The following is a 15299-nucleotide window of genomic DNA, read 5'->3' as shown; positions in this document are numbered from 1 at the left end:
GCGCTTCGCGCGCTGACGGGCTGCGGCGAAGGGGCGGGTGTGACGTGAATCCCACCCGTGGCCGAGCCGCGCCGGTCCGCGCGTCCGGGCCGTCGCGCCGCCGGTAGGGTGGCCCGGTCGTCGTACGCAGCCGAGCCGTCCTACCCCTCCCGGAGACCGTGACTACCACCGCCGCCAGCTCTGCCTCGCACGCCCACTCGCACCACCTGTCGCCCGCCTTCCCCGGCCGCGCCCCCTGGGGCACCGCCGGCAAGCTGCGCGCCTGGCAGCAGGCGGCGATGGACAAGTACATCCAGCAGCAGCCGCGCGACTTCCTCGCGGTCGCCACCCCCGGCGCCGGAAAGACGACCTTCGCGCTGACGCTGGCCTCCTGGCTGCTGCACCACCACGTCGTGCAGCAGGTGACCGTGGTCGCCCCGACCGAGCACCTGAAGAAGCAGTGGGCGGAGGCCGCCGCGCGGATAGGGATCAAGCTCGACCCCGAGTACAGCGCGGGCCCGCTCGGCAAGGAGTACGACGGCGTCGCCGTGACGTACGCGGGCGTGGGCGTGCGGCCCATGCTGCACCGCAACCGCGTCGAGCAGCGCAAGACCCTGGTCATCCTCGACGAGATCCACCACGCCGGCGACTCCAAGTCCTGGGGCGAGGCGTGCCTGGAGGCCTTCGAACCGGCCACCCGGCGCCTCGCGCTCACCGGCACGCCGTTCCGGTCCGACACCAACCCGATCCCCTTCGTGAGCTACGAGGAGGGCCAGGACGGGATCCGCAGGTCCGCCGCCGACTACACCTACGGTTACGGCAACGCGCTCGCCGACCACGTCGTGCGGCCCGTCATCTTCCTCTCCTACAGCGGCAACATGCGCTGGCGCACCAAGGCCGGGGACGAGGTGGCCGCCCGGCTCGGCGAGCCGATGACCAAGGACGCGATCAGCCAGGCCTGGCGCACCGCCCTGGACCCGCGCGGCGACTGGATGCCGAGCGTGCTGCGCGCCGCCGACCAGCGGCTGACCGAGGTCAGGAAGGCCATCCCGGACGCGGGCGCCCTCGTGATCGCCTCCGACCAGGACTCCGCGCGCGCCTACGCCAAGCTCATCCGGGAGATCACCGGCAGCAAGGCCACCCTCGTGCTGTCCGACGACGCCGGCGCCTCCGGCCGGATCGACGAGTTCAGCGGCAACCAGGACCGCTGGATGGTCGCCGTCCGCATGGTGTCCGAGGGCGTCGACGTGCCCCGGCTGGCCGTCGGGGTCTACGCCACCACCATCTCCACCCCCCTCTTCTTCGCGCAGGCCGTCGGCCGCTTCGTGCGGTCCCGGCGCCGCGGCGAGACCGCCTCCGTCTTCCTGCCGACCATCCCGGACCTGCTCACCTTCGCCAACGAGATGGAGGTCGAGCGCGACCACGCCCTCGACAAGCCGAAGAAGGAGGGCGAGGAGGACCCCTACGCCGAGTCCGAGAAGGAGATGGAGGAGGCGAACAAGGAGCAGGACGAGGACACCGGCGAACAGGACATGCTGCCCTTCGAGGCGCTGGAGTCCGACGCCGTCTTCGACCGGGTCCTCTACGACGGCGCCGAGTTCGGCATGCAGGCCCACCCGGGCAGCGAGGAGGAGCAGGACTACCTCGGCATCCCCGGACTCCTCGAACCCGAGCAGGTGCAGCTGCTGCTCCAGAAGCGGCAGGCCCGGCAGATCGCGCACAGCCGCAAGAAGCCGGACGCCGAGGCCGACCTGCTGGAGCTGCCCGCCGAGCGGCGGCCCGTCGTCTCCCACAAGGAGATGATGGAGCTGCGCAAGAAGCTCAACACGATGGTCAGCGCCTACGTCCACCAGAGCGGCAAGCCGCACGGCGTGATCCACACCGAACTGCGGCGCGTGTGCGGCGGCCCGCCGAGCGCCGAGGCAACGGCCGGGCAGCTGCGCCAGCGCATCGCCAAGGTGCAGGAGTGGGCCACCCGGATGCGGTGACGCCGGCCGCGTCGGCACGGCGTTCTCCGGGCGTGCGCGCGGCGCGGGGGCGGTGACCTGCCGGTTGCTGGCCCCCGTACGAATCGGGACATACGGAGGGACTCCTTCCTTATCGGTGCCCGGATTCTGGACGGAGCCTTCCGCTGAGCGAACCTGCTTCGCTACTGTCCCGCTACGCACACGCCCCGTGGCAGCGCCGCCGCGGAGCGCAGCCGTGAAGCGACGCGGTCCGGGACATGCCGGGCCGCCGGCCGATCGGCGGCCTCTGAAGCGCGTCGCCGACGGGACTCGGTGACGCACGCCGCGAGAGGGCCGCCGACCTCACCACCTGGAGGAGTGGGCGTCGTGACCGCGGAGACCTCTCAGACGCTCGACCGGGGACTGCGCGTCCTCAAACTGCTGGCCGATACGGACCACGGGCTGACCGTCACCGAGCTGTCCAACCGACTGGGCGTGAACCGGACCGTCGTGTACCGGTTGCTCGCCACCCTCGAACAGCATGCGCTCGTACGTCGCGACCTGGGCGGACGTGCCCGGGTCGGGCTCGGCGTGCTGCGCCTGGGCCGACAGGTGCACCCCCTGGTACGGGAGGCCGCACTGCCCGCGCTCAGGTCGCTGGCCGAGGACATCGGGGCGACCGCGCACCTGACGCTGGTCGATGGGGCGGAAGCGCTGGCGGTGGCCGTCGTCGAGCCGACGTGGACGGACTACCACGTCGCCTACCGGGCCGGGTTCCGCCACCCGCTGGACCGCGGCGCCGCCGGCAAGGCGATCCTCTCCGCCCGGCGGCAGCCGTCGAAGGAGCCCGGGTACGTCCTGACGCACGGTGAACTCGAAACGGGCGCGTGCGGAGCCGCCGCACCGCTGATCGGCGTCACGGGGGTCGAGGGCAGCGTCGGTGTGGTCATGCTGGCCGACGTGGTGCCGGAGCGGGTGGGCCCCCGGGTGGTGGACGCGGCCCGCGAGGTGGCGGAGGCGCTGCGCTGACGCCCGCCGCGACCGGTCTCCCGGCCCGACCCGGGCGGCCCCGTGGCAGGCGGGTCGCCCCGGTCCACCGGCATCCGGCCGGAAGCCGCCGTCCCGTAGATTGATCCCGTGCTCTCTCGCCTCACGCGCCCTCAGGCCCTCGCCGTCTGTGCCCTGCCCGCGGTGGCTCTGGTCGCCACGGCCGTCTTCGCGCCGCTGCCGTTCTCGCTCGCGCAGCCCGGGATGACGGCCGACGTGCTCGGCCGGAACAAGGGCACCGCGGTGATCACGGTCTCCGGCGCGCCCACCCGCAGGACCAGCGGGCAGTTGCGCATGACGACGATCGAGGCGACCAACCCGGACGCGCACGTCTCGCTCGGCCAGGTGCTCGACGCGTGGTTCGCCACGGACCGCGCGGTCATGCCGCGCGACTCGGTCTATCCGAGCGGCGAGAGCACCCAGGAGATCCAGAAGCACAACACCGAGCAGATGAAGCAGTCCCAGGACGCGGCGACCGAGGCCGCGCTGGACTACCTGCACATGAACGACAAGGGCGTCAAGGTCACCCTGCGGCTCGCCGACGTCGGCGGTCCCAGCGCCGGGCTCCTGTTCACCCTCGGCATCATCGACAAGCTGCACGGCGACGGCAGCGGCGGCGACCTCACGGGCGGCCGCACCGTCGCCGGCACGGGAACCATCGCCGCCGACGGGACCGTCGGCGCGGTCGGCGGGGTCGCGCTGAAGACGCAGGCCGCGCGCCGGGACGGGGCGACGGTGTTCCTCGTCCCGAAGGCCGAGTGCTCCGACGCCCGGGCGCAGCTGCCCAAGGGGCTGCGGCTGGTCCCGGTCACCACCCTGAAGGGCGCGGTGAACGCCCTGACCGCGCTGCGCACGGGCACGGGGGCCGTTCCCGGCTGCTGAGTGCTTCGCTGAGTGCTTCGCTGAGTGCTTCGCTGAGTGCTTCGCTGAGTGCTTCGCTGGGTGTGCCGCGTGCCGCGTCGTGCCGTCGGTCGGCTGCGGCGCCGTCGTGGCCGGTCGCGTGGTTCCCCGCGTCCCTTCAGCGCGCTGCCGAACCGCCGCGGACTTCGAGCCGCTGCCGAACCGCCGCGGACTTCGAGCCGCTGCCGAACCGCCGCGGACTTCGAGGCCGTCACTCGCCGCGGGCCGCCTGCTCCACCAGGGGTATGGTCCGCAGCGGGACGGGGTTCTCCATCACGATCGCGGTCGAGGCCCGCACGATGCCGTCGAAACCGACGACCAGGTCGATCACCCGTTGCAGGTCGGCGTTGGAGCGGGCCACCAGCCGGCACAGCATGTCCCCGCTGCCGGTGGTGGTGTGCAGCTCCAGCACCTCCGGGACGGACGCCAGGTGCGCCCGCACGTCGGCCCCCTGCCCCTGGCGGATCTGGAGCGTGGCGAAGGCGGTGACCGGATAGCCGAGGGCCGCCGGATCCACCTGCGGCCCGAACCCGCGGACGACCCCGCTCGACTGGAGCCGGTCGAGCCGTGCCTGCACCGTCCCCCGGGCCACCCCCAGCCGCCGGGACATCTCCAGCACCCCGATCCGCGGCTCCCGCGCCAGCAGCACGATGATCCGTCCGTCCAGCCCGTCGATCGCCACGTCAGCCTCCCGCGTGAAGTGGTCATCCCAATGGTCATCCTGTACAGAAAGCCCGGAGGAGCGAGCATCCGACTGGGCAGATTGACCAGCGAATACGCAAACTATTGCGCACCTTGCCGTCCGCCACCAGGCTTCCGGTATGACCCAGACCACACACCACGCTCCCGACACCGCCCGGCAGGCCGACCCCTTCCCGGTCAAGGGAATGGACGCGGTCGTCTTCGCCGTGGGCAACGCCAAGCAGGCGGCGCACTACTACTCCACCGCCTTCGGCATGCGGCTGGTCGCCTACTCCGGACCGGAGAACGGCAGCCGCGAGACCGCCAGCTACGTGCTGGAGAACGGCTCGGCGCGGTTCGTCCTCACCTCGGTGATCAAGCCCGTCACCACCTGGGGCCACTTCCTCGCCCAGCACGTGGCCGAGCACGGCGACGGCGTCGTCGACCTCGCCATCGAGGTCCCGGACGCGCGCGCCGCCCACGCCTACGCGATCGAGCACGGCGCCCGCTCCGTCGCCGAGCCGTACGGCCTGAAGGACGAGCACGGCACGGTCGTCCTCGCCGCGATCGCCACCTACGGCGAGACCCGCCACACCCTCGTCGAACGCACCGGCTACGACGGCCCGTACCTCCCCGGCTACGTCGCCGCGAAGCCGATCGTCGAGCCGGCCGCCGAGCGCACCTTCCAGGCGGTCGACCACTGCGTCGGCAACGTCGAACTCGGCCGCATGAACGAGTGGGTGGAGTTCTACAACAAGGTCATGGGCTTCACGAACATGAAGGAGTTCGTGGGCGACGACATCGCCACCGAGTACAGCGCGCTGATGTCGAAGGTCGTGGCCGACGGCACGCTCAAGGTCAAGTTCCCGATCAACGAGCCCGCCGTCGCGAAGAAGAAGTCCCAGATCGACGAGTACCTGGAGTTCTACGGCGGCGCCGGCGTCCAGCACATCGCGCTCAACACCAACGACATCGTGCGGACGGTGCGGACCATGCGCGCGGCCGGTGTCGAGTTCCTCGACACCCCCGACTCCTACTACGACACCCTCGGCGAGTGGGTCGGCGACACCCGCGTCCCCGTCGAGACCCTGCGCGAGCTGAAGATCCTCGCCGACCGCGACGAGGACGGCTACCTGCTGCAGATCTTCACCAAGCCGGTCCAGGACCGCCCGACCGTCTTCTTCGAACTCATCGAGCGGCACGGCTCGATGGGCTTCGGCAAGGGCAACTTCAAGGCGCTGTTCGAGGCGATCGAGCGGGAGCAGGCCAAGCGCGGCAACCTGTGAGCCGATGAGCCGATGAGCCGATGAGCCGATCAGCCGATGAGCCGAAATCCTTGCGGCCGGTGAACGGTGGTTGACACCCTCGAAGTCCCGCGGGCGCCGCACGGGCGTCCGCAGGACTCGGGGGAGCCCGTGTGGTGACACGCATCGACCTGGCCGTACCGTCCACCGGTTGGCTGTCGCGGAAGGCGACGCTGAAGGAGCCGACGGTGCTCCAGTCGTTCGCCTTCGACGACGTGCGCGGGCACCTGTACGTCCTCCAGGTCACCGCCCGCGGCCACGCGGCCGGCGACCTGTGCCTGAACCGGCTCGACCACCGGGGCGAGCGGCTGGGCCACATGTACCTCAAGGGCTTCGGCCACGGCGTCAGCATGGGCGTGCAGCACGACGCCTCCGACGGCTCCACCTGGATCTGGACCGAGGCCGACGCGAAGAACGGCTACGGCCAGGGCGTCACCCGCTTCCACTTCGCCGCCGGCGCGGTCCGCACCGCCGCGAACGTCAAGGTGCGTCACCCCGTACCCGGCTCCGCCAACAACCAGCCGTCCGTCTGCCCGGAGTCCGGCCGCATCGCCGTCCGCTACCGGGACAGGGCCCGCAGGCCCCGCTACCGCGTCTGGGACCTCGACGCGTTCGTCGCCCGCGACTACGCGAACCCGGTCGCGGACATCGCGCAGACCGGCGCCCACCCCGACCCGAAGGTCCCCTTCCAGGGCTACGCCCTCTACCGGGACGCCATCTACCAACTGGCCGGCTCCCCCTACGACGAGCGCACCAACCCCCGCGCCTCCCGCGGCAACGCCTACGTCTCCTGCCTCGACGTCCGCACCGGCGAACTGCTCCAGCGGCAGCGCACCGTCGCCGGGTACGGCCTGGAGCACCGCGAGCCCGAGGGCCTCGCCGTGCGCGGCGGAACCGACCCGCGGATCTACCTCGGCTTCGCCTCCGGCCCCCTCGGCGCCCGGCGCTTCTCCCTCTACGTCAAGGGCGGCACGGCGGCATAGCGCCTCGGCCGTCCCGCCCCCGCTCCCGCTGGGCGGCGGAGCGTCCGGGGCCCGGGCATCCGACGGCTGCCGTACTCGGGGTTCACACCGCCGGCCGCCGGTGCGACGCTGTGATCATGAGCCGTATCGAAGCGCCCCGCGACGAGGTCACCGGCAACCTGATCGACCGGCTGCGCGGCGGGCTGCCCGCCGACGCGGTCCTCACCGACCCCGACGTCACGGCGTCCTACGCCAACGACATGGCCAGCTTCTGTCCGGCCGGCGCCCCCGCGGCCGTCGTGCTGCCGCGCACCGTCGAGCAGGTCCAGCACGTCATGCGCACCGCCACCGAGCTGCGCGTCCCGGTCGTCCCGCAGGGCGCCCGCACCGGCCTGTCGGGCGCCGCCAACGCCACCGACGGCTGCATCGTGCTGTCCCTGACCAGGATGGACCGCATCCTGGAGATCAACCCGGTCGACCGCATCGCGGTGGTCGAGCCGGGCGTGGTCAACGCCGCCCTGTCCCGCGCGGTGGGCGAGCACGGCCTCCACTACCCGCCGGACCCCTCCAGCTGGGAGACGTGCACGATCGGCGGCAACATCGGCACCGCCTCCGGCGGCCTGTGCTGCGTGAAGTACGGGGTGACCGCCGAGTACGTCCTGGGCCTCGACGTCGTCCTCGCCGACGGCCGCCTGATGACCACCGGCCGCCGCACCGCGAAGGGCGTCGCCGGGTACGACCTCACCCGCCTGTTCGTCGGCTCCGAGGGCTCGCTCGGCGTCGTCGTACGGGCGGTCCTGGCGCTGCGGCCGAAGCCGCCGCGGCAGCTGGTGCTGGCGGCCGAGTTCGCCTCCGCGGCCGCCGCCTGCGACGCCGTGTGCCGGATCATGGCGGGCGGGCACGTGCCGGCCCTGCTGGAACTGATGGACCGCACCACGGTGAAGGCGGTCAACGACCTCGCCCACATGGGCCTGCCGGAGACCACCGAGGCCCTCCTGCTGGCCGCCTTCGACACCCCCGACCCGGCCGCCGACCTCGCCGCCCTCGGCGCGCTGTGCGAGGCGGCCGGCGCCACCGCGGTCGTCCCGGCCGACGACGTGGCCGAGTCGGAGCTGCTGCTGCAGGCGAGGCGGCTGTCGCTCCCCGCGCTGGACGCGGTCCGGGGCACCACGATGATCGACGACGTGTGCGTGCCCCGCTCCCGGCTCGGCGACCTGCTCGACGGAGTCGAGCGGATCGCCGCCGAGCACGGACTGACCATCGGCGTCGTCGCCCACGCCGGCGACGGCAACACCCACCCGACGGTCTGCTTCGACGCGCAGGACGACGACGAGTGCCGGCGCGCCCGCGAGTCCTTCGACGAGATCATGGCCCTCGGCCTGGAACTGGGCGGCACGATCACCGGCGAGCACGGCGTGGGCGTGCTGAAGAAGGAGTGGCTGGCGCGCGAGATCGGCCCGGTGGGGCTGGAGATGCAGCGGCAGATCAAGCAGGTCTTCGATCCGCTGGGCATCCTGAACCCGGGCAAGCTCTTCTGACGTCCGCCGCCCGGCACCGGGCGGGCGACCGGTCGGGCCCCGCCGTTCCGTCACCCGGCGAGCAGCTCGTCGAGCGCGTCGTCGAGGCCGAGCTGGTCCGCCTCCGTCCCCGCGGGCACCGCCCGCAGCGTCCGCTCCAGCCAGGCGGACACGATGCCGGCCGGCGCCTGGAGCAGGGCGTCGCCGGCGGGGGAGTCCAGCGCCACCAGCACGACGCCGCAGCCGTCGGCCTTGCTCGGCCACACCCGCACGTCCCCGTGCCCGCTCGGCCGGAACACCCCCTCCACCAGCAGGTCCCGGGAGAACGTCCAGTCCACCTGGTGCTCGGAGCCGACGTGAAAACTGACATGGACGGCGTACGGGTCGTCGGTGCGGTAGCCGAGCCTGGCCGGGACCGGAATGCTGCGCTCCGGCGACAGGATCAGCCTCAGTTCCAGTTCGCGTTCCACCACGGTGTGGCGCATGGCGTGCGTTCCTCTCTCGAGCAGGTGTACGCGGCCCGTTGGGCGAGCCCGCACGGGTGAGAGGGGGGTGACAGTCATTCCTTACGCGAGTCGGACGGATTTTTTTACGAAACGTGCGAACCCGGTGCCCGTCATTGCCCGGAAAGTAGTGGGTCCGGCGGGACTTGCCGTGCCGGGGCGGCGGGTCTGGTAGATGTGGAGCCCCCCATACCCACCCCCGAGCAGATACGGGACGACGGACATGAGCGCCCCAACGCCGGCACCCGGTGACGACAGGCCCCGCGAAGGGTATTACCCGGACCCGTCCATTCCTGGATACGTCCGGTACTGGAACGGTGCCGCCTGGGTGCCCGGCACCAGCCGTCCGGCGCCGACGGACGGCGAGCGGCTCGTCCCGCCGCCCGGGGTGGGCCCCGCGCCCGCCGCGGTCGAGGAGACCGGCCCGCACTTCTTCGACGAGGACCCCCAGCCGCAGGTGCCCCCGGCCGACGCGGGGCACGGCAGCCGTCCGGAACCCGCCTCCGCGTGGGGCGCCGACCGCTCGCACCAGACCGGCTTCGGCGGCGGCCAGGACCGACGGGTCTCCTGGGGCGCTCCGCAGGGCGCCGACCCGCGCGTATCCGCCGGGCCCGCGCCCCGGCCCGCCGGGCCCCAGTCCCAGCCCGCCGGGCCCCAGCCCCAGCCCGCCGGGCCCCAGTCCCAGCCCGCCGGGCCCCGGCCCCAGTCGGCCGGGCCCTCCGCGTCCACGGACGGCACGGCGACGATCCCGCCGGCGGACGAGACCCCCGGGCAGGCGCCTGCCGGACAGCCGACCCCCGGTCAGGTGTCCTCGGACGGCACGTTCGTCTTCCGCCGCCCGACCGGGACGGCTCAGGGGAGCCCCCACGGCGCGGGCACGCCCGGGGGCTCCGGGGGCTCCGGGGCGGGTGCGGCGCCTTCCGTGGGGCCTGCCGCTCCCGGTGCCCAGGGTCCGGGCGGCCCGGTCGGCGACGACGGCACCATGATCTTCCGTACGCCGTCCCCGGGCGCGCAGCGGCAGGGCTCGGGCCCCGGCTTCGGCGCCGGCAAGGCCGCCGCCGAGCGGGCGGCCACGGCGCAGGCGCAGGCGCAGGCCCAGGCCCAGGCCCAGGCGCAGGCGCAGGCCCACGCGCAGGCGCGGGCAGCCGCCCCGCAGGCGGCTCCCGCTGCCCCGGCGGCTCCCGTGCCCCCCGTGGCACCGGCACCGTCTCCGGCCGCCCCTTCCGGACCCCAGCAGGTCTCTCCGGCGACCGCTCAGCCGCCCGCGGCGCAGCCCGCCCCGGCCTCCGCCGCCCAGGTCCCTCCTCCCGCCCCCGCTCCCGCTCCTGCCCCCGCCCCGGTGACCACGGGGCCCGGTGGCGGCCAGCCCTCCTGGGCGCAGCAGGTGCACCGGCTGGCCGGCGCCACCGGCGGCGAACAGCCCGTGGCGCCCTGGAAGCCGCCGGTCGAGGACGTGTTCCAGGCCGCCGCCCGGCGTCAGGCCGCCGCCCGCCCGGCGGGCCTCGGCAAGCGGCTCGTCGCCCGGCTGCTGGACACCGTCGTGGTCGCGGGCGTCACCGCCGTGGCCGCCGTACCCCTCGGCGCCAAGGCGCTCGACCACGTCGACGAGAAGATCGACGCGGCCAAGCTGTCCGGGGAGACCGTCACCGTCTGGCTGCTCGACGGGACGACGTCGGCGTGCCTCGGCGCCGTCCTCGCCGTGCTGCTGCTGTCCGGCGTCCTGTACGAGGCGCTGCCCACCGCCAAGTGGGGCCGCACGCTGGGCAAGAAGCTGCTGGGCCTGGAGGTGCGCGACATCGAGGCGCACGAGCCCCCGTCCTTCGGCGCCGCGCTGCGCCGCTGGCTCGTCTACAGCGTGCCCGGCGTCCTGCTGATCGGGGTCGTGGGTGTCCTGTGGTGCCTGTTCGACCGTCCGTGGCGCCAGTGCTGGCACGACAAGGCCGCGCACACGTTCGTGGCGGGCTGACCGCGCACGCCGGCCGTATCCGTCGAACGGACGCCCGGATCCCGTACTCCGGACGGCCGCTCGCCGGATGCGGACCACGGGCGTTCGCGGTCGACTCGGGCCATGAGCACCGAACCGCCCCCCGGATCCGGCCGGCAACCGGATGACGACCCGTTCAGGAAGCAGCCTCCGCCCGGAGGGCCCGGGGCGGGCTCGGGCTCCCCGTACGACGCCCCGCACGGCGGCGGCGACCAGCCGCCTCCGCACGGCGGCGGGCCGTACGGCGGCGGTCCTCCCGGCGGGCCTCCGGGCGGCGGTCCTCCCGGCGGCGGCCCCTACCCCGGCGATCCGCTGGCCGGCATGCCGCCGCTCGCCGACAGCGGCCGGCGCACGCTCGCCCGGATCATCGACATGATCCTCGTCGGCATCGTGGTCTGGCTGCTCACCTGGGCGATCGGCACGCACCAGTACAGCGTCGCGGCGGCCGAAGTGCAGTCCGTCAAGTCGTTCCTGCAGGCCCTGGTCGCCGCCGTGCTCTACATGGGCTACGACACCGTCATGATCAGCAGGTCGGGCCAGACGCTCGGCAAGAAGTGGCTGAAGCTGCGGGTGGCCAACCTCGCCGACGGCGCCACGCCGTCCGTGCAGACGTCCTTGATCCGCGCGGCGGTGCTGTGGATCCCGTTCGCGTTCTGCTGCGCCTGCGTCTGGACCGCGATCGCGGGCGGCTGGAGCTTCTTCGACAAGCCCTACAAGCAGGGCCTGCACGACAAGGCGGCCAAGACGGTGGTGGTCAGCACGGCCGCCTGACGCGGATCAAGGACGGCTGAAGCGGATCGGGGCCCGGCTGCCGGGCGTCAGGCGGAAGCCGACCGGCCGGACGCCGCGACCGGCACGGGCTGTCCGCCCTGCCCGCCCTGTCCGCCCTTTCCGGCCTGTCCCGCCTGCTGCTCGCCCCGGCGCCCGGCCCGCGCCGCGGGTTCGGGCGCCGGCGCGGTCCTGGGCCCGGACGGCGCGACCGTCAGGGCGACGAGGAGTCCCAGAGCGACCGCCGAGACGGCGATGACCGCGATGCCCGTGACCGAACTCGTCCCGGACAGCAGCAGCATGGCGAGCGTCGAGAAGATCACGGTGCACGAACCGTAGGCGAGTTGTGCGACGGTCGGACGAGGCATGGCAATCGTGTCCTCGGAAGTGGGGGTCCACGGGGGTGTCGGCCTGGCTTTCCGCCGTATGCAGGGCGTTCCGCAGTCGACTCTAACCGCGTGCATGCCCGAGTGGAACGATGAGTAAGCGTGACCTAACCAACAGTGCAGGTGCACGGGGGGCGCACGGAGTCATGACGTCCACCAGGCGGACGGACTCGCGCGCCTGTCGGACGGTCGGGCGGGCGTTCGTAAAGCGAACGTCCGGTCCGCATAGTGCAATTGACCTGTCCAAGTCAAGGTCTGTTTTTTCTTACCAACCTCTAGTCCAATGACGTCACTTGACAACACGCGTACCCCACGCGCGCGGCTCTCCCTTGTCCGGGACCACCTTCCGCGCGCGCCCCGGACGCGGGGGAGGAACTCAAGTGACCCACAGATCATGGACGTTCAGAGCGGCCGCGGTCGGTGTCGCGCTCGCGGCGGCGACCGCCACGTTCTCGACGTCCGCCGTGGCGCAGGCCGACAAGGCCGCGGGCGCCACCGTCGACCGGCACGACCCGGCGGCCAAGAGCATGAAGCAGCACGACCTCGACGGCCCGCTGTCCAAGACCCAGGACGCCCAGCGGCAGGAGGCCCTCGACCAGGTCATCTCCGGCAAGGCCCAGGTCAAGGACCGCAACGGTTCGCAGGTCGTCCAGCTCGAGAGCAAGAAGGGCGACAGCAAGTACGTCGAACTCGGCCGCGAGAAGACCGACAAGATCTTCACGATCCTGGTCGAGTTCGGTGACCAGGTCGACAGCACCTACGGCGGCACGGCCGGCCCGGCGCACAACCAGATAGCCGCGCCCGACCGCACGAAGGACAACTCGACCGACTGGCAGGCCGATTACGACCAGCAGCACTACCAGGACCTCTACTTCGGCACCGGCGACGACGTCGAATCGCTGAAGAAGTACTACGAGAAGCAGTCCTCGGGCCGCTACTCGGTCGACGGCGAGGTCACCGACTGGGTCAAGGTCCCGTACAACGAGGCCCGTTACGGCTCCAACAGCTGCGGCAACTGCGCCTGGTACGCGGTGCGCGACGGTGTCACCGCCTGGGTCGCCCAGCGCGAGGCGGCCGGCGAGACCGCCGCCCAGATCCGCGCCGAACTGGCCGAGTTCGACCAGTGGGACCGCTACGACCACGACGGCGACGGCGACTTCAACGAGCCCGACGGCTACATCGACCACTTCCAGATCGTGCACGCCGGCGAGGACGAGTCCGCGGGCGGCGGCGCGCAGGGCGAGGACGCCATCTGGGCGCACCGCTGGTACGCCTTCGGCACCGACGCCGGCGCCACCGGCCCCGAGGACAACAAGCTCGGCGGCACGCAGATCGGCGACACGGGCATCTGGGTCGGCGACTACACCATCCAGCCGGAGAACGGCGGCCTGGGCGTCTTCGCCCACGAGTACGGCCACGACCTCGGCCTGCCGGACGAGTACGACACCAACGGCGGCGAGAACTCCACCGGTTTCTGGACCCTGATGTCGTCCGGTTCCTGGCTCGGCACCGGCAAGAACGCCATCGGCGACCTGCCCGGCGACATGAACGCCTGGGACAAGCTCCAGCTGGGCTGGCTCGACTACGACGTGGCGCAGGCGGCCACCCGCTCCACGCACAAGCTGGGCGTCGCCGAGTACAACACCAAGAACGCGCAGGCGCTCGTCGTCGAGCTGCCGCGCAAGGAGGTCACCACCGAGGTCGTCGCCCCGGCCCAGGGCGCGAGCCAGTGGTGGAGCGGCAGCGGCAACGACCTGCGGAACACGCTGACCCGTTCCGTGGACCTCACCGGCCGGACGTCGGCCGAGCTGACCCTCGACGGCTGGTACGACATCGAGGCCGACTACGACTACCTCTACACCGAGGTCTCGACCGACGGCGGCGCCAACTGGACCGCCCTGGACGGCACCGTGGACGGCCGGGCGATCCCGCGTGACGGCAGCGACAAGCCCGCCCTCACCGGCTCCGTCGACGCCTACGCGAAGCTCGCGTACCCGCTGGACGCCTACGCGGGCAAGAAGATCGACCTGCGCTTCCGCTACCAGACCGACGGCGGCGTGGCGCTGAAGGGCTTCGCGGCGGACGAGATCAAGGTCACCGCCGACGGTGCCGCCGTCTTCGCGGACGACGCCGAGTCCGCGGACGCGGCCTGGACGGCGAACGGCTTCTCCCGCATCGGCGCCTCCATCACGGACGACTACGCGCAGTACTACCTCGCGGAGAACCGCCAGTACGTGTCGTACGACAGGACCCTGAAGGTCGGCCCGTACAACTTCGGCTTCTCCACGACCCGTCCGGACTGGGTGGAGCACTACCCGTACCAGAACGGCCTGTTGATCTGGAAGTGGGACACCTCCCAGCCGGACAACAACACCGGCGACCACCCGGGCACCGGTCTGATCCTCCCGGTGGACTCGCACCCGACGCCGCTGAAGTGGTCCGACGGCAAGCTGATGCGCAACCGCATCCAGGCCTACGACTCGCCGTTCAGCTGGTACCGCACGGACGGCATCACGCTGCACCGGGCGGACGTCGCCACGGAGATCCCGTCGCTGCGGGGCGTGCCGGTCTTCAACGACCACAAGCACACCTACTACGACGAGTCGAACCCGGCCGCGGGTGTCAAGATCACTGACACCAACACCAAGATCAAGATCGTCCAGGAGCCGCTGAGCGGCTCGACGATCTCGCTCGAGGTCGGCCCCGCGGTGAAGTAGTCGGCACTTCCGCAGGTCAAAGGCGTATCGGCGGTGACCCCCTGGCGGGTCGCCGCCGATCGTGTTTAGGTGCGTCCTGTGACTCGCTTATTGACACCGACGCGCACGGGGGTATGACCGCATGGCCACAGGAGGTTTCGCCAAGCTGCCGACCGGCAGCGTGGTGGTGGCGCTGAACCTGCCCAGCCCCACCGCCGACGGGACGGGCCCGGTCCGTGTCCTCGTCCACGCCCGCAACCGCGCACGCGCCCTGACCCGGCTGCGCAACCTCGGGATGCGGGCGGTCTACCTGCGGGGCAACGCGGCCCCGCCGACCCCCGACGAGATCACGGCGGTGCTGCACCATCCGGACGGCCTGATATGGCGCACGGCCCCTGACAACGGTGTCGCCGCGGGCCCGGTCCAGGAGCTGTGGCACCCGATCAGGGCGCTGCTGCGGCAGCCGGCGGCCCGGGCCTGACCGGTCCGCCCCCTCTGCCCCGTCCGCCCCCTCCGGTCCGGGCCCCCGGGCGGCGGAATCCGTCCGGGGCTCTCGCCGACTGACTCCGTCCGCGGCTCTCGCCGACTGACTCCGTCCGCGGCTCTCGCCGACTGACTCCGTCCGC

13 protein-coding genes are annotated in these 15299 nt (G+C 72.4%); 10 read left to right on the top strand and 3 right to left on the bottom strand.

What is annotated here, in order from left to right:
- Positions 1-158 precede the first annotated feature (158 nt).
- The 3 genes from VKA29_RS06005 to VKA29_RS05995 all read left to right on the top strand — a co-directional run bounded on the left by VKA29_RS06005 (position 159) and on the right by VKA29_RS05995 (position 3854).
- Complete coding sequence (locus VKA29_RS06005; RefSeq protein ID WP_324784126.1) at positions 159-1967, top strand: DEAD/DEAH box helicase; 1809 nt, start codon at positions 159-161, stop codon at positions 1965-1967.
- Positions 1968-2312: 345 nt separating this feature from the next.
- Positions 2313-2954, top strand: coding sequence for an IclR family transcriptional regulator (locus VKA29_RS06000; RefSeq protein WP_324784125.1), 642 nt, complete (start codon positions 2313-2315; stop codon positions 2952-2954).
- Between the two features lie 108 nt (positions 2955-3062).
- On the top strand, positions 3063-3854 hold the full coding sequence (locus tag VKA29_RS05995; RefSeq protein ID WP_324784124.1) for a S16 family serine protease: 792 nt from the start codon (positions 3063-3065) through the stop codon (positions 3852-3854).
- 229 nt (positions 3855-4083) lie between these two features.
- Here VKA29_RS05995 and VKA29_RS05990 read toward each other — a convergent pair whose 3' ends face one another.
- The gene (locus VKA29_RS05990; RefSeq protein WP_324784123.1) at positions 4084-4554 is read right to left on the bottom strand and encodes an Lrp/AsnC family transcriptional regulator; all 471 of its coding nucleotides are present in this window, start codon (positions 4552-4554) and stop codon (positions 4084-4086) included.
- 139 nt (positions 4555-4693) lie between these two features.
- On the opposite strand from VKA29_RS05990, the gene hppD reads away from it, so the two are divergent.
- From hppD to VKA29_RS05975, 3 genes are all read left to right on the top strand, one after another.
- Complete coding sequence (hppD, locus tag VKA29_RS05985; RefSeq protein WP_324784122.1) at positions 4694-5839, top strand: 4-hydroxyphenylpyruvate dioxygenase; 1146 nt, start codon at positions 4694-4696, stop codon at positions 5837-5839.
- Positions 5840-5973: 134 nt separating this feature from the next.
- Positions 5974-6840 (top strand): Teichoic acid biosynthesis protein C (Precursor), encoded by an 867-nt coding sequence (locus VKA29_RS05980; protein ID WP_324784121.1) that lies wholly within the window; start codon positions 5974-5976, stop codon positions 6838-6840.
- A gap of 110 nt (positions 6841-6950) precedes the next feature.
- Positions 6951-8357 carry an FAD-binding oxidoreductase gene (locus tag VKA29_RS05975; protein WP_324784120.1) on the top strand — a complete coding sequence of 469 codons (1407 nt, stop codon included), beginning with the start codon at positions 6951-6953 and terminating at the stop codon, positions 8355-8357.
- Positions 8358-8407: 50 nt separating this feature from the next.
- Here the strand turns inward: VKA29_RS05975 and VKA29_RS05970 are convergent, their stop codons facing one another.
- Positions 8408-8821: an SsgA family sporulation/cell division regulator gene (locus VKA29_RS05970; protein WP_324784119.1), complete on the bottom strand. Its 414-nt coding sequence runs from the start codon at positions 8819-8821 to the stop codon at positions 8408-8410.
- 241 nt (positions 8822-9062) lie between these two features.
- Between VKA29_RS05970 and VKA29_RS05965 the strand changes: the two genes are divergently transcribed.
- Together VKA29_RS05965 and VKA29_RS05960 are read left to right on the top strand one after the other, a co-directional pair.
- Complete coding sequence (locus VKA29_RS05965) at positions 9063-10805, top strand: RDD family protein (protein ID WP_324784118.1); 1743 nt, start codon at positions 9063-9065, stop codon at positions 10803-10805.
- Positions 10806-10907: 102 nt separating this feature from the next.
- Positions 10908-11594, top strand: coding sequence for an RDD family protein (locus tag VKA29_RS05960; protein ID WP_324784117.1), 687 nt, complete (start codon positions 10908-10910; stop codon positions 11592-11594).
- A gap of 47 nt (positions 11595-11641) precedes the next feature.
- Here the strand turns inward: VKA29_RS05960 and VKA29_RS05955 are convergent, their stop codons facing one another.
- Positions 11642-11959, bottom strand: coding sequence for a hypothetical protein (locus VKA29_RS05955; RefSeq protein WP_324784116.1), 318 nt, complete (start codon positions 11957-11959; stop codon positions 11642-11644).
- Positions 11960-12357: 398 nt separating this feature from the next.
- On the opposite strand from VKA29_RS05955, the gene VKA29_RS05950 reads away from it, so the two are divergent.
- Together VKA29_RS05950 and VKA29_RS05945 are read left to right on the top strand one after the other, a co-directional pair.
- Entirely contained in the window at positions 12358-14694 is a 2337-nt protein-coding gene (locus VKA29_RS05950; protein WP_324784115.1) for an immune inhibitor A domain-containing protein, read from the top strand.
- A gap of 121 nt (positions 14695-14815) precedes the next feature.
- Complete coding sequence (locus VKA29_RS05945) at positions 14816-15154, top strand: hypothetical protein (RefSeq protein WP_324784114.1); 339 nt, start codon at positions 14816-14818, stop codon at positions 15152-15154.
- The last annotated feature ends 145 nt before the right edge of the window (positions 15155-15299 follow it).

The organism is Streptomyces sp. H51, from assembly GCF_035656535.1.
In the GTDB taxonomy this organism is placed as follows: Bacteria; Actinomycetota; Actinomycetes; order Streptomycetales; family Streptomycetaceae; genus Streptomyces.
This window is presented reverse-complemented; position numbering and strand designations above follow the sequence as displayed.